13 protein-coding genes are annotated in these 14437 nt (G+C 42.8%); 1 reads left to right on the top strand and 12 read right to left on the bottom strand.

Translation table 11 applies throughout. The features are described from left to right. The 12 genes from EG2_RS12715 to EG2_RS12770 all read right to left on the bottom strand — a co-directional run. On the bottom strand, positions 1 to 460 hold a 460-nt coding region (locus EG2_RS12715; RefSeq protein ID WP_255210088.1), incomplete at its 3' end, for an ABC transporter transmembrane domain-containing protein. Beyond that, positions 450 to 2189, bottom strand: a complete 1740-nt coding sequence (locus EG2_RS12720) for an ABC transporter ATP-binding protein (RefSeq protein ID WP_060815037.1) — start codon at positions 2187 to 2189, stop codon at positions 450 to 452. The genes EG2_RS12715 and EG2_RS12720, both read right to left, overlap by 11 nt. 314 nt (positions 2190 to 2503) lie before the next feature. Beyond that, a complete protein-coding gene (locus EG2_RS12725) occupies positions 2504 to 4000 on the bottom strand; it encodes a PASTA domain-containing protein (RefSeq protein ID WP_060815038.1) in 1497 nt (498 codons plus the stop codon). Continuing rightward, positions 3993 to 4667 carry an ABC transporter ATP-binding protein gene (locus EG2_RS12730; RefSeq protein ID WP_003128471.1) on the bottom strand — a complete coding sequence of 225 codons (675 nt, stop codon included), beginning with the start codon at positions 4665 to 4667 and terminating at the stop codon, positions 3993 to 3995. The genes EG2_RS12725 and EG2_RS12730 overlap by 8 nt, the downstream gene beginning before the upstream one ends. Positions 4668 to 4679: 12 nt before the next feature. Beyond that, positions 4680 to 6224: an ABC transporter permease gene (locus EG2_RS12735; RefSeq protein WP_060815039.1), complete on the bottom strand. Its 1545-nt coding sequence runs from the start codon at positions 6222 to 6224 to the stop codon at positions 4680 to 4682. A gap of 354 nt (positions 6225 to 6578) precedes the next feature. Next, a complete protein-coding gene (gene dtd, locus EG2_RS12740; protein ID WP_060815040.1) occupies positions 6579 to 7025 on the bottom strand; it encodes a D-aminoacyl-tRNA deacylase in 447 nt (148 codons plus the stop codon). 10 nt (positions 7026 to 7035) lie between these two features. Then, the gene (locus EG2_RS12745; protein ID WP_003128466.1) at positions 7036 to 9246 is read right to left on the bottom strand and encodes a RelA/SpoT family protein; all 2211 of its coding nucleotides are present in this window, start codon (positions 9244 to 9246) and stop codon (positions 7036 to 7038) included. A gap of 208 nt (positions 9247 to 9454) precedes the next feature. Continuing rightward, entirely contained in the window at positions 9455 to 10114 is a 660-nt protein-coding gene (locus EG2_RS12750) for a beta/alpha barrel domain-containing protein (RefSeq protein ID WP_060815041.1), read from the bottom strand. A gap of 4 nt (positions 10115 to 10118) precedes the next feature. Beyond that, positions 10119 to 10874, bottom strand: coding sequence for a 16S rRNA (uracil(1498)-N(3))-methyltransferase (locus EG2_RS12755; RefSeq protein ID WP_060815042.1), 756 nt, complete (start codon positions 10872 to 10874; stop codon positions 10119 to 10121). Between the two features lie 10 nt (positions 10875 to 10884). Further along, positions 10885 to 11826, bottom strand: coding sequence for a 50S ribosomal protein L11 methyltransferase (prmA, locus tag EG2_RS12760; protein WP_060815043.1), 942 nt, complete (start codon positions 11824 to 11826; stop codon positions 10885 to 10887). A gap of 11 nt (positions 11827 to 11837) precedes the next feature. Then, positions 11838 to 12326 (bottom strand): DUF3013 family protein, encoded by a 489-nt coding sequence (locus tag EG2_RS12765; protein WP_060815044.1) that lies wholly within the window; start codon positions 12324 to 12326, stop codon positions 11838 to 11840. Positions 12327 to 12343: 17 nt separating this feature from the next. Next, positions 12344 to 12964 (bottom strand): DNA-3-methyladenine glycosylase, encoded by a 621-nt coding sequence (locus tag EG2_RS12770; protein WP_005472850.1) that lies wholly within the window; start codon positions 12962 to 12964, stop codon positions 12344 to 12346. Between the two features lie 176 nt (positions 12965 to 13140). On the opposite strand from EG2_RS12770, the gene EG2_RS12775 reads away from it, so the two are divergent. After that, a complete protein-coding gene (locus EG2_RS12775) occupies positions 13141 to 14418 on the top strand; it encodes a replication-associated recombination protein A (protein ID WP_060815045.1) in 1278 nt (425 codons plus the stop codon). The last annotated feature ends 19 nt before the right edge of the window (positions 14419 to 14437 follow it).

Below are 14437 nucleotides of genomic sequence, written 5' to 3' on the forward strand. Positions count from 1 at the left end.
TTAAATTGGGAATACTTTGAGAGATCATTTGCCGCAATGTGTCCGTGTCGTTGGTGAAATGACTCATCATATCACCGTCAGAGTGGGCATCAAAGTAACCAATCGGCAATTTTTGCATATGCTTGAACATCTGATCCCGGATTTTTTTCTGAGTGCCTTCACTGATTTTGACCATCATAAAGTTGTAGGTCAAACCAGCAATGATCCCAATTAAATAAATGATTGCCATCTGAATAATAGCTGCCAGCAGGCCACTGAAGTTAGGATTGCTTTTTCCTAGCAGCGGAGTAATATGGTCATCGATCACTACTTGCAAAAAGAGTGAACCGCGAACATTAGCAAAGGCACTTAACAAAATCATGATCAATACAATGATCAACTGCAGTTTGTAATCGCCAAACATGGTCGCCAACAGCCGCTTCAAAGTTCTCTGGGGATTTGCTGCTTGTCTATTCTTCACCTTCACCAAATCCTTTCTGCTGCGAGTCGTAGACTTCACGATAAATTTCGTTGTTAGCTAATAATTCTTCATGGGTTCCGATACCATTGATTTTACCATCATCCATCACAATGATTCGATCGGCATCTTCGATCGAATTGATTCTTTGGGAAATGATGATCGTGGTCGTTCCCGGGATCTCTTGTTTCAATCCTGCTCGAATACTACGATCCGTCTTTGTATCGACAGCACTAGTCGAATCATCTAGAATCAGAATTTTCGGTCTTTTCAGCAACGCTCGTGCAATCGTTAACCGCTGTTTCTGTCCACCGGAGACGTTATTTCCTCCTTGAGAGATCAATGTGTCATATTTATCAGGAAATTCTTGGATAAAAGGATCCGCTTGGGCAATTTTTGCCACCCTTTGGATCTCTTCATCAGTCGCTTCCGCGTTTCCCCAACGAAGATTCTCATTGATCGTCCCGCTAAAAAGGACATTGTTTTGCAAAACCATACTGACTTGATCCCTCAATGCTGCCAAATCATAGGCACGAACATCTTGTCCCCCAACGAGAACACGACCTTCAATCACATCGTACAAACGGGGAATCAATTGGACCAGCGTCGATTTTGCACTTCCAGTTCCGCCGATGATCCCAATCACCTCTCCGGATTCAATCCGTAAGTTGACATTTTCCAATGCCAATTTCGTTTGATCATTCGCGTAACTGAAACAAGCATTTTCAAAAACGATCGAGCCATCTTTTACTTCGGTCAATGGCGATTCCGGATTTTTCAAGTCGCTTTCTTCATCCAAAACTTCCACCACCCGCTGTGCTGAAGTGCGAGCAATCAGAATTTGAACAAAAGCCATTGACATCATCATCAAACTCATCAAGATCTGCATGGTATAGTTGAACATGCTGACCAATTCTCCCGTCGTCAAACTGCTGTGTTCAACAATCAATTGGGCACCGAACCAAGACAACAGCAACATGCAGCTATAGATCGAGAATTGCATCAAAGGCATATTGAATGAGACGATTCGTTGTGCTAGCGTAAAGTTGCGATAGACATCATTTGACACTTCATCGAAAAGTTTTTCTTGCTGCTCTTCTCTGACGTAGGACTTGACCACACGGATTCCTTGAAGATTTTCTTGGACTACGTTGTTCAAACGGTCATAGATACGAAATACTTTCAAGAAAAGCGGATGAGCAAAGCGAATCACTAAAGCAAGTCCGATCGCTAAGATTGGTAAGACAACCAGGTAAACCAGCATCAATTCTGGACTGATCGTGCTAACCATGATCAGTGAGAAAACCAGAATCAATGGACTGCGCACCAAAATTCGGATAATCATTTGGTAAGCATTTTGCACATTAGTCACATCGGTGGTCATTCTCGTGATCAAACTAGAGGAAGAAAAACGGTCGATATTGGAAAAAGAAAAATCCTGAATCTTGCTAAAAAGGTTGTGCCGAAGATTCCGAGCAAACCCGGCAGAAGCAATCGCAGCTGTTCGTCCTCCTAAAGTCCCGAGCACCAATGCCAATAATGAGCACAAAAAAAGCAGACCGCCATAGCGCAAAATAACGCCCGCGTGTCCTTTTTCAATTCCTTGATCGATCATCATTGCCATGATCAGTGGCATAATGACATCTAGTGCCACTTCGCCAGCAACATAGACCGGTGTCATCAGACTGGCTCTTTTATAAGCACCAACATTTGCTAGTAATTTTTTGATCATTTTTTTCGTCCCTTCTCTATGTAAGATACCGCTTATTGACTAGTTATTAATTCAACTGTACCTTATCGATACAAGGTTTTCAAGCATGCTTGCCTACAACTCTGTGATTTCTTGATGACAAAGAGCACCCCGCCATTTTCTCTAAACCAACTAAAAAAACAGAAAAACTATCTAAATGAAGGTTGCTCCTCCTGTTTCGATCTGTCATTATCGACAAACAGAGGACACACTCATTTAGATAGTTCACTCACTTATTGCTTGGGTTTTGTAGCTTGGGTTCTGTAGCTTTGTTACGGGCCCGATTGCCAAAGGACTCATTCGGCAGTGGCACTGTTGACTGTTTCTAGCGGATCCTTTGCATTTTCTGTCTCAGGACTGACCGGTAATGATTCGGTTTCACCTTGCAGATTTCCGCGGCTGATCCCAATGGTGATCGATACTTCCAATGGAATAAATTCACCATAACGACTCATCTCAACAACCGTTCCTTTAGGTTCTGCTGAATCCACATAGTAGACATCGTAATAAATAGAAGCCCCTTTCGATTTGTACTCATCAAAGAACATTTTTGGTAGGTCGCCTTCCGTTGCTTGGTGCCGGATGTCCTTCAAATACGGTTGTCCCAGTGAATAAACCACTTTCACTGTTGGCAATGTATCGCTGTCACTATATTCTTTGCCCGCCTCTTCCGACTGACTGATGAAATTGCCATAACCGATTTGATCAGAATAAACCGTCTTGACTTGAATTGGTATCTTCGATTCCAACCCCTCAGCTTGTTCGATGGTATACTGTGAGAAATCAGGAACAACTAATGCTTTCCCTTTAGAAACTTTGACAAGAAATTGATCCTTTTTTGCCAGTTTGCTGCCTTTGACTGGTTCTTGGGAAACCACGACGTCTAAAGCAACTGTATCAGAAAAAACAGCTTCTTCTTTGTACTTCAATTCATTTTTCTTAGCCCACTCTTGAGCTTCACCTTTGTTTTTTCCTGTAAAATCAGTGACTTCGATGTTCTTCTCGAAGACTTCTTTTCCTTTTGAATAATAGATGCTTAAGCGATCTTTGCGCTTATAAGCTTTGAGATCTTGCTCTTTATTTGCTGCTTCTTGTTTGATGAATACACCTGCTTCGACTTTGTCGTCATACTGTTCGATCAACGAGATATTTTCTGCCTTTTGTTTCTCGATCCATTCTTTTGCCGTTTCGGTAGTCAGTGACGAAAAGTCCGGCAGCTCGATCATTTCTTCTGGGTCAGGACCTAGGCTTGCTTTGACTATCAAAGTCTTGCCTTTTTTGATCTTCTGATCTGCAGCAACACTTTGACTAACGATTCGATTGGTCTCTACCTCAAAATCATACACTTGATCGACTTTGATCGCCACGCCTTCTTCCATGCCCCATGTTCGGGCTTCGGATAAATCTTTCTTAGCAAAATCAGGAACCTTCACATGAGTCAATTGATAATATACCACACTGCTGATGGCAATCAGCACAATGACAGCACCAGCGATCAGCGCGTATTTTTTACGCTGCCGCTTGCGATAAGTTGGATCAAATTCTGTCTCTTCTTTTCCAAACCGACTGACCGGTTGAGAAGAGCTAGTTTCCTTGCGCGTTCTTCGCTTCATTTCCTTCGGATCCGATGCTGCTGCAGCTTTACTCTCTCCTGCGCCCTGATCAGATGTCTGAGAATCTGGAATTGGTTCTGCTTCACGCTCTGTTTTTTCGTCAAACTCAGTTTCTTTAGGAGAGCTTTGTTTCTTGCCATCGTAATTACCAGGACTGAAATTTGATAAAAAATCACTCATCTTTATTCAACACACCTTTACGCAAATAGAGTACTTCGTCTGCTTGTTGGGCGATTTCATTCGCATGGGTCACAACAATCACACATTTGTTATGCATATGAGCCAAATCTTTAAAAATATCGATGATTTCCTGTTCCATTTCTTCATCTAAATTTCCCGTTGGTTCGTCTGCCAAAATAATATCAACATTCGTCGCCAGCGCACGAGCAATTGCCACCCGTTGCTGTTCCCCACCAGACAACTGATTGACTAAACGATCCGCTTTTTCTTTTGTGATCCCAATATAGTCCAATAAATTGTATGCGACTTCCCGCTGGTTCTCCGGCAATTGATTATCCGTGATCGACATTGGAACTAGTACATTTTCTACCGCAGACAGGTACGGAATCAAATTGTAACTTTGAAAGATGATACTGATATCGTCTCGGCGATATTTCTCATGTCCGATTTTTTGAATATCTTCTCCATTAAAGAAAACAGCGCCACTTTTAGGTGTATCCAACGCACTGATCAAAGAGAGAAATGTGGTTTTTCCTGACCCTGACTGTCCTAAAATGGCATAAAACTTGCCTTTTTCAAACGCTACCGATGTTTCTTTCAAAATATAGCGCCGTTGGTCGCCATCTTGGTAATAGTAATCTACTTCTTTTGTTTCCAACAAAGCCATTTTTTCTTCCTCCTACATCATGATTTTCTTTGGATTCAGCCGCAGAATATACAACAACGGCAAGATTGCAGACAATAAGACTGTACCTAATCCCAATAATAGATAGGTGATGACATACCCCATAGAAAAAGTGACTTTATAAGCACTTTGAACATCCGCATAGCTGAGAGTATTTGTCATCATTGTGCTTGAAATGGAATAGGTATCCGTTTGGGACAGATTCGTCATCCAGTCACTTTGCATCAATGTTTGAGAAACCGCACTTCCTAATAGATTTCCTGTCACCAATGAACAGATTAGCGCGACTAAGCTGACCAGCACCACTTCAATAACAATTTGCCCAATCACTTTCCCACGGCCTTCTCCTAGAGATAGATAGATCCCTAATTCCTGCTTGCGGTCTCGCAAAAACAATAGAACGACTAATGAAATGATAAAGACCGTAGCAATAGCAGCAACAATCACGATATAGCGGGAAATCGTTCCCAGACGATTCATTCCTCCGGCAATCTGATCGTATTGATCTGTGGAAGCTACCACATGATAGTAATCCGGTAATAATGGATTTGCTTCTTGTTTGAATGCTTCAACATCGTCGGTAGAGTTCAAAACATACATCGCTTGATAATACTCTTCCGGTTCGGCCTCCGTATCTTCGGCCATTAACGTATCTCCCCACAATTTTTCGTTTTGGAATTTACTAAAATCTTTCACCAACTGATTGGCAGCATAAATCGTATTGATCTGTTCAACAGCTTGCCAGATTTGATTGGATTTTTCTTCTTGCGAAGGATTACTATTGGCCGATTCCTTTTTGACTACACTAAAAATCCCTGCAACTTTGACAGGATAATCAGCTGTGACAACTTTTGTTTGGATTTCTTCACTTTCACTCTCCGCATCTTCATCATCTGAAGTAGCCGTACTATCATCACTGTCACCCATCGGATCTTGAGGGACTTCACTATACATGTCCCAAACAAATTGATCGCCAACCGACAAATTATTTTTTTCAGCGACTTCTTTACTGATCAAAATCGAGTTAGTGGTTTCTGACAAGTCTTTTTCACTAAACACTTCTCCATCGATCAGCTTGATGTTGCCTTCTTCCATATCTAATGGCTGTGGTCGATTGCCGCCCTTTAAATTAAAATAGTTGCCGCCCGCCATGCCAAAAGATTCATCTTCTGGTGTATAGGCTTTGAATTTCTTGGTCTCTAACCAACCCATCATGGTATAGTCGTAATATTTGACGTAATCTAATTCTCCCACTTTGTCATAGTCCGCCGTTTTTGGCGTTTTCGGACTATTTTCTTCAGAATAAACTTCCTCATCTGATTTTCCTGAATTGTCTTTCTCAAACTGCTCATAATCAAACTCGACTGTAGCAACGTTGCCCATTTTCTTTTTCGTTTCCCGTTCCACATTCATCGTAGACTGCTGCACAGCTACCGCACCTGCGATCACGTTACCTAAAATAAAGATGACTAAAAATAAAATAAACGACTTCCCTTTCCTGCGAGTAACACTTTTTAATGCACGCTGCCAAAAATTCATTGTCATTTCCTCCAGTGACATTATTTTTTAACTATTATTTCACATTTGCGCTTTAAGGACAATCTAATTTATTGAAAGTTTTTTAGGGATGGATAAAAATAAATAACTTTTTTGTAACTGCTACCATTACGAAAAGGAATAGATTCAGCTCTTAAATAACTATTTCTGATCGGAAAGAACTATCTTACAGTTTTGTAAGACAGCCCAAAGACAAAAGGTAGGGTACCAGAAGTGCTACAAGAAGGTCTTATTTCCACTAAAAAAAGACTACCAACTTGCATGTTGGCAGTCCTCTTTAAACTATTTGCCTTGGTTCTTTTGGCATGTTGGATAGGCAGTCGTTGTGAACGCAGCCTATTTTTCCTTCGTATCGATCAGGATCGTTACAGGACCGTCATTGATTAATGACACTTGCATGTCTGCGCCAAAGCGACCAGTAGCCACTTCGATACCTGCAGCGTGCAGACCCGCATTGAAAGCTTCGTACAATGGTGTAGCCACTTCAGGTCTGGCAGCTTGAATAAAGCTTGGACGGTTCCCTTTTTTGGTCTCGCCATACAATGTGAATTGCGAGATGCTCAAAATAGCACCTTCGATTGATTCAATCGATTGATTCATTTTTCCCGCTTCATCTTCAAACACCCGCAAATTTTTGATTTTTCGAACCAAATAATCCACATCTTCTTGGCTATCTTCATGAGTGATTCCCAAGAGAACTAAGAAACCTTTTTGGATTGCTCCTACCGTAGTTCCATCGATTGCAACACTGGCTTCACTCACACGTTGAATGACTGCTCGCATGTCTCGCTTCTCACCCCTTTGTTCTTCTGACACTATATACTTCTGGGATTTGTTTGATTTTGTCCACGATTGACTTAAGATGTGTTAGGTTCTGGATTGAGACCGTGATTCTAATCGTGGCCATCTTGTCTTTGTTGGTTTTCGCTTCCACACTGACCAATCGTTTAGTAACAGCGTTGACTGTTTGCAAGACATCATTCAACAATCCGGAACGATCATAACCATAGATTTCCAGATCTGCATCGTATTCTTTGCCGCTGTTAGAAGTATCTTCCCACTCGACATCGATTAGACGATTGACGATTTCTTTGCTTTGGACATTCGGACAGTCACTGCGATGGATCGAGATGCCGCGGCCCTTCGTGATATACCCGACAATGGCATCACCAGGAACTGGATTACAGCAACGAGAGATTCGGATCAGTAAGTTGTCCACGCCTTCGATCACGATCCCGCCTTCATGGCGGACTTTCATTTTCTCTGGTTCTTTCTTCGCTGGCTGATTGATCATGTCTTGTACTTGTTGTTTTTGTTTTTCGATCTGCTTCTCACGGCGTTCTTCTTCCGTCAAACGATTGGCCAGTGTAGTTGGACTCACTTCGCCAAAACCGACAGAAGCAAATAAATCATCTTCTGTTTGATAATTAAATCGTTCGCAGGCTTCTGCCATCTTGCTTTTCGTTAAAAATTCTTTTGGTACAAAGCCCATGTCTTGCAATGTTTTGACCACTGCTTCGTGCCCTTTGATGATGTTTTCGTCACGATCTTGGGCCTTGAAAAAACGTTTGATCTTGTTTTTAGCTTTGCTGGTAGCTACAAGCTTAATCCAGTCGCGGCTTGGTCCAAATGAATTTGGTGATGTCAAAATTTCAATGATATCGCCGTTTTTCAATTTGTAATCCAACTGGACCATCTTGCCATTCACTTTTGCACCAGTGGTTTTGTTCCCAATATCGGTATGAATACTGTAGGCAAAATCCAGCGGACTTGAACCTTGAGGCAATTCTGTGACATCGCCTTTCGGTGTGAATACATATACTTTGTCACTGAAAATGTCCCCTTTGACACCTTCCATAAATTCAGAAGCATCGTAGCTTTCATCTTGCAGTTCCAAAATTTCGCGGAACCAACCGACTTGCTGGGTCATTTTGTCTGCTTTGACTTTCTCGGTTCTACCCTCTTTATATGCCCAGTGAGCAGCAACCCCGAATTCAGCAATCTCATGCATCTCATGGGTACGTATCTGGATTTCTACCGGATTGCCTTTGGGACCGATCACTGTCGTATGTAGTGACTGATACATATTTGCTTTAGGCATCGCAATGTAATCTTTAAATCGGCCTGGCATTGGTTTCCATTTTGTGTGGATCGTTCCTAAAACAGCATAACAATCTTTGATTGAATCAACGATTACCCGAATAGCCAAAAGATCATAGATTTCATTGAATTGTTTCTTCTGGTCTTTCATTTTGCGGTAAATGGAGTAGATATGTTTCGGACGACCATAGATCTCAGCAAAAATATCTAATTCTTCAGTTGCAAGTCGAATCTGTTCAACGGTTTCCGACACATAAGCTTCTCGTTCTTCCCGCTTGGTTTGCATCAAGTGAACGATCCGATAATATTGTTGTGGATTCAAATAACGTAGTGAAATATCTTCTAGCTCCCACTTGATCCGGCTGATCCCTAAACGATGCGCCAATGGTGCATAAATCTCCATCGTTTCTTGGGCGATTCGCCGTTGTTTGTCTTCCCGCAGGTGTTTCAATGTACGCATATTATGTAAGCGGTCCGCTAATTTGACCATGATCACGCGCAAATCTTGAGCCATCGCGATCAGCATTTTGCGATGATTCTCTGCTAGTTGTTCTTCATGGGATTTGTATTTGATTTTCCCTAATTTTGTCACACCATCGACCAGCATCGCTACATCTGCACCAAAGACTTCTTTTAGATCTGCTAAGGTCACTTCCGTATCTTCTACCACATCATGTAAAAAACCAGTGGCGACTGTATGAGGATCCATTTGTAGTTCCGCTAAAATCCCTGCTACTTGAATAGGATGGATGATGTAAGGCTCGCCGGACTTGCGAAACTGATCTTTGTGGGCTTCTGTCGCATAATCTAAAGCTTTCTGTACAAATGCAACATGTTCTTCACTCATATAATGGGCCACGAGCTTGATCACACCAGGTCCGGATAATATCACTTCTTTTGCCATGAAACGCGCCTCCTTTTTTCCTATTTTCAAAAAGCAAGACAGAAGCCGCTTCTAAAGAATTCTGCTATCCCCAACTCTCTGAATAACAGAACTCTTGAAGCAATGCGCTTCTGCCTGGCCATCTTCTTTTATGATTAGTGTCATTATACAAATTTTTCTTGTTTTTTTCAATTCTCTCTATTCTGGTCAAGCGAGACAAAATACCGGTTTATTCGTTCAACAGTAACGCTGACTCTGTAAAGGGCACGCCGATTTTTGCCGCCCCTGCCTGTAAAAGATCTACAAGTGATTTCTGATCCGTAACAGATGCTGCCGTGTTGACTTGGATCGTCAGTTGCGGTCCTCCATCTAGAGCAAAAATCGAGACATCATGCAAAGCATCTGAAACAGTTAACTGCTGACCAAGAGTAATACTAGGCCAGTCCCATGCTTTCAAACGCTGTGCTACTTGGATCTTTGTCAATTCATTCATAAGTGAAGTATTGACAGCCCAGCGGATCTCACCACCAGACAAAGCCAGTGACCGGCTTGTCTCCATTAACTCCGCCAGATCGGCCGTCCGCTCTTTTTCCACCAACAAAGCCGCTGGTAGCCAGACTTCTAAAAAATCAGCGCCATCCATAAAGGAATGACCGATCTCAAAAGCTTTCTTAGCGATTGTTCCTTGTGCCAAGGGAAAATCAACTGCACAGCCGACTTGGATCTCGGAGCCATCAGTCAACTGCTTCGCTCTGCGCAAATCACTAGGCAACACGATGACTTCTTGGACACCAAGTGTTTTAAATTCAGTAATCGTATCTTTTAACAACCAATCCGTCAGTCCAGCTTGTAAAAATCGAAAACTAAGCATGTCTTTGAATTGCGTCACTTGATCACTTCCTTACTAATTCAGTTAGTACGCTGACAGCACTCAAAAAATAAAATGGTGCGGTTTCGGTTCGCAAAATACGTGGCCCTAACCCACAGATCACAGCACCTTGAGATTCAGCGCGAGTGATTTCAGCAGGTGTCAGCCCACCTTCGGGTCCGAAGATTGCTAAGATTTTGCTGCCGGGTGCTGCTTTGGTCAAAATATCGATCAGTTTGGCATTCTCGCCGCTTTTAGCAGATTCCTCATAAGCAACGATCACATAGTCATAGTTTGAAAGACTATCCCACAACTCTTTGTCCGAAGCAGCCAGTTGGATGATCGGTGTTCGTTGCCGCTGCGCTTGTTCAGCAGCCTCTTGGGCAATTTTTTGCAGCCGCTGCTGTTTCTTTTGGAGTTTCTTATGATCCCACTTAACTACCGAGGATTGGGCGGGGAAACCGATAAATTTAGCGGCTCCCAATTCTGTTCCTTTTTGGACGATCAATTCCAATTTATCTCCTTTAGGATACCCGCTGGCGATCGTAACATGAATCGGTAATTCTTTGTCTTGCTGTTCCTTTTCTACTTCAATCAAATGAACCGCTTGTTCATTGATCTGCTGGATTTTCGCGAGGATCGCTACTTGGTCTTGAAAGACCAAATAGACACAGTCATCCGGAACCATCCGCATCACACGTACCATGTGATGGAACGGTTCTCCCTCTACTACATAAACAGGCTTCGCCTCATAATCCTCATTCAAAAAATATCGCTGCATATGACATTCCCTACTCTGGTTTTTTTAGTGCGATCGCATACCAATCTTTTTGATTCAAGATTTGGTCAACAACAAATCCTTGCTCTGTCATGGCATCGATCACAAGTTGTTTTTTCGCTTCGATGATTCCAGAAACAATCAATGTTCCGGTAGGCTTCAGCACCCGCCAAGCATCTGGGATCATCAGTAAGATGATATCGGCTAAAATATTCGCTACAATAATATCTGCTTCGATTTCAATACCTGTTAAAAGGTCATTGGCAGCAACATTCACTGCTTCGGCAACTGGGTTTAGTGCCATATTTTCTTTTGCCGCCCGAACAGCCACCTCGTCAAGGTCATAGGCATATACTTGATTGGCCCCTAAGTGGCGGCTGGCAATACTTAAAACCCCTGATCCGGTTCCAACATCCAAGACCGTTTCCTCGCCTCGTAAATACATTTCTAACGCCTGTAACGTCAAGCGCGTCGTCGGATGGGTACCAGTTCCGAAAGCCATTCCTGGATCTAGCGTAATGATTTTTTCGGCAGGGTCCGTCGTTTCATATTGTTCCCAGCTGGGAACAATCGTTAAATAGCGAGTGATCCGTACTGGATGATAATATTTCTTCCAAGCAGTCGCCCACTCTTCCTCTACTACTTCACTGGAGGTAATCTCATTTTTGCCAATTGCTAACCCATATTCCGGTAAACGAGCGATCGCCGCCTCAATAAATGGCAAAATTTCAGGTAAAAAGATGGTCTCGGGGAAATAAGCCGTTACCTGAGCGCCTTCATCCAGCGTTGTATAGGTTTCTTTGTCTAACACTTCACCATAGGCATCGCTTTTAAAATTTTCAATGTCAAGAACATCTTCGATTGCTACACCACTGGCCCCTTGTTCCATCAAAATATTGGCGACCGCTTCAACTGCTTCACTTGCAGTAGCTACTTTCACTTCATTCCATTTCATCTATCTGCTCCTTAATAACTTGGATAAGGAATATACGATTCCCCATCGCTTTCTTGATAGGTGTTCATACGGTCTAACAACTGATCTTGATCAAAAGCTAGTTCGAAGACCGCTTCTTCACTCTCATCGTTTAGAAAATCTAGTAAATCACTTTCTCCCTCCGTCAGAATCTCTTTGATGTAATCAACCAAAGCATCCAGCAACGCTTTTTGGATTCCTTTTTTGCCTGCGTAGGGAATAACTGCCAAAAAGTCCTCTTCTACAAAGGAAGACTTTTGGGGATCAAACAATAAAATACCGTCTTCAAATTCGATGATCTCTTCTTCAGAGGCTACTCCTTGGGCATCGTCTACCTGCAAATGATTCGGGTTCTCTGCAAATAAGCGTAAAACAAGTTCGATGGTATGGTTTCTTGCATCCCAATCAAGGGCAACATCGTACTCAGGGATTTTTTTTGTTAATTGTCTGTCCAAATAAGTCAACATTGTTTCTTTAGCCATTATACGTTCCTTCTTTCCTATTGCCAGCCGTGATCTGGCTGGACAGCAGATTTTCTGCTGTTGGTAATATATGGGTTACCTGCTACGACAAACCGTAGTGGCTTATGGGTCCACTCCCCTTTATTCGGGATACCGATTCTGGGAACAGCGAGTATTTCTTTCGGTGTTCGCCGTTTCTCGTTGACAAGATGCAGTGGACTTGTAAAAATTGAATGGCCATAATAATCAGGCGTAATTCCCAAAGCTTTCACGAGCTTTCCAGGTCCGTTCGAGAGATCAGGACCGGATTTACTGCGATTTATCTCCATTTGTGCGATTCCTTCGACGGGCTCCACGCCGCGGATCATGATCCCTTGGGGAATACCTTCAGGCTGTGTGATAAAATTCAAAATCAAATGAGTATGCATCGTATATAAATAAATCGTTCCCGGCTTTTCATACATTGCTCGAACTCGTGGCGTGTTACGCATCCCGAAACTATGAGCAGCCAGATCTTCTGGTCCTAAATAAGCTTCACAGTCGACGATATAACCGCCTAATTTCCCACTGGGCGTCTCATGTTCCAGATACATTCCTAATAATTGCCGGGCAATCGCTGTTGTTGATTGTTGTGCAAATAATTGTTCAATTTCATTCATTTTCTTCACCTTCTTTATTTTACACAATTCTCAAGGAACTTACTATTGATTACGACCATCTTATCAATTGTTTGACCTTTCTATCGCCACTGACTAGTTTCAATAGCAAAATACCCACTTCCTTATGGGAATATACGTTCTTATGATATACTAAAGAAAAAAGAAAGGAGCTTATTATGCAGCAACCACTTGCGTACCGCATGCGTCCCCGCAACCTTGATGAAGTCGTAGGTCAACAGCATTTAGTTGGACCCGGAAAGATCATTCGCCGGATGGTTGAGGCCAAGATGCTCTCTTCCATGATCCTGTATGGTCCACCAGGGACCGGAAAAACAAGTATCGCTAGTGCAATCGCCGGTTCGACACGTTACGCTTTCCGCATGCTGAATGCTGCGACTGATACGAAAAAAGACCTTCAAATCGTCGCCGAAGAAGCCAAAATGAGCGGCACAGTCATTTTACTTTTGGATGAAGTCCATCGTCTGGATAAAACAAAGCAAGATTTCTTACTGCCTCATTTAGAAAGCGGAAAAATCATTATGATCGGGGCCACAACTGAAAATCCTTATATCACTATCAACCCAGCAATCCGTAGTCGTACACAGATTTTTGAAGTAAAACCATTGCAAGAATCAGATATTTTAGCCGCCATTGATGCGGCTTTAGCTGATAAAGAACGTGGCTTGGGTACAGAATCGATCCAGTTGACAGAAGAAGCTCGTCTCCATCTTTCACGAGCGACCAATGGGGATCTCCGCAGTGCACTCAATGGATTAGAACTCGCTGCTCGCTCCACGCCGCCAAGTTCTGATGGGAAAATCCATTTGACTTTGCCAATTATTGAAGAATGTGTTCAGCGCAAAGCATTGACCCATGACAAAGATGGCGATGCCCATTATGATGTCATCTCTGCTTTTCAAAAATCGATCCGCGGCAGCGATGTTGATGCGGCACTCCATTATTTGGGTCGTCTGGTAGAAGCAGGAGACTTGGCAATCATCTGCCGGCGTTTGATGGTGATCGGTTATGAAGATATAGGGTTGGCCAATCCAGCGGCAGCTGCTCGAACAGTCAATGCTGTCTTAGCAGCGGAACGATTAGGCTTACCTGAGGCGAGGATCCCTTTAGCAGATACTGTGGTCGACCTTTGTCTATCCCCTAAGTCCAACTCGGCTTATATGGCACTAGACGCTGCCATCGCAGATATTCGTGCAGGCAATGCCGGGGATGTCCCTGATCATCTAAGAGACAGTCATTACAAAGGAGCTGAAGCCTTGAATCGAGGCGTCGGTTATCAATACCCACACAACTTTGATGATGCGTGGGTCGATCAGCAATACTTACCCGATAAAATCAAGCAAGCTCACTATTATCAGCCAAAGGCTACCGGAAAATACGAGCAAGCTCTAGGTCAAAGATATCAACAATTGCAGCAACGAAAAAAACAGTCCTAACCCTCAGCAGCCGCTTCAT

Origin of the sequence: Enterococcus gallinarum NBRC 100675, from assembly GCF_001544275.1 — a bacterium.
In the GTDB taxonomy this organism is placed as follows: Bacteria; Bacillota; Bacilli; order Lactobacillales; family Enterococcaceae; genus Enterococcus_D; species Enterococcus_D gallinarum.

Coding starts and splice junctions, on each gene's coding strand:
- EG2_RS12720 (WP_060815037.1), bottom strand. CDS start 2,189: ATGATCAAAAAATTACTAGCAAATGTTGGTGCTTATAAAAGAGCCAGT.
- EG2_RS12725 (WP_060815038.1), bottom strand. CDS start 4,000: ATGAGTGATTTTTTATCAAATTTCAGTCCTGGTAATTACGATGGCAAG.
- EG2_RS12730 (WP_003128471.1), bottom strand. CDS start 4,667: ATGGCTTTGTTGGAAACAAAAGAAGTAGATTACTATTACCAAGATGGC.
- EG2_RS12735 (WP_060815039.1), bottom strand. CDS start 6,224: ATGAATTTTTGGCAGCGTGCATTAAAAAGTGTTACTCGCAGGAAAGGG.
- dtd (WP_060815040.1), bottom strand. CDS start 7,025: ATGCGAGCAGTCATTCAACGTGTGAGTGAAGCCAGTGTTGCAATCGAT.
- EG2_RS12745 (WP_003128466.1), bottom strand. CDS start 9,246: ATGGCAAAAGAAGTGATATTATCCGGACCTGGTGTGATCAAGCTCGTG.
- EG2_RS12755 (WP_060815042.1), bottom strand. CDS start 10,874: ATGCAGCGATATTTTTTGAATGAGGATTATGAGGCGAAGCCTGTTTAT.
- prmA (WP_060815043.1), bottom strand. CDS start 11,826: ATGAAATGGAATGAAGTGAAAGTAGCTACTGCAAGTGAAGCAGTTGAA.
- EG2_RS12765 (WP_060815044.1), bottom strand. CDS start 12,326: ATGGCTAAAGAAACAATGTTGACTTATTTGGACAGACAATTAACAAAA.
- EG2_RS12770 (WP_005472850.1), bottom strand. CDS start 12,964: ATGAATGAAATTGAACAATTATTTGCACAACAATCAACAACAGCGATT.
- EG2_RS12775 (WP_060815045.1), top strand. CDS start 13,141: ATGCAGCAACCACTTGCGTACCGCATGCGTCCCCGCAACCTTGATGAA.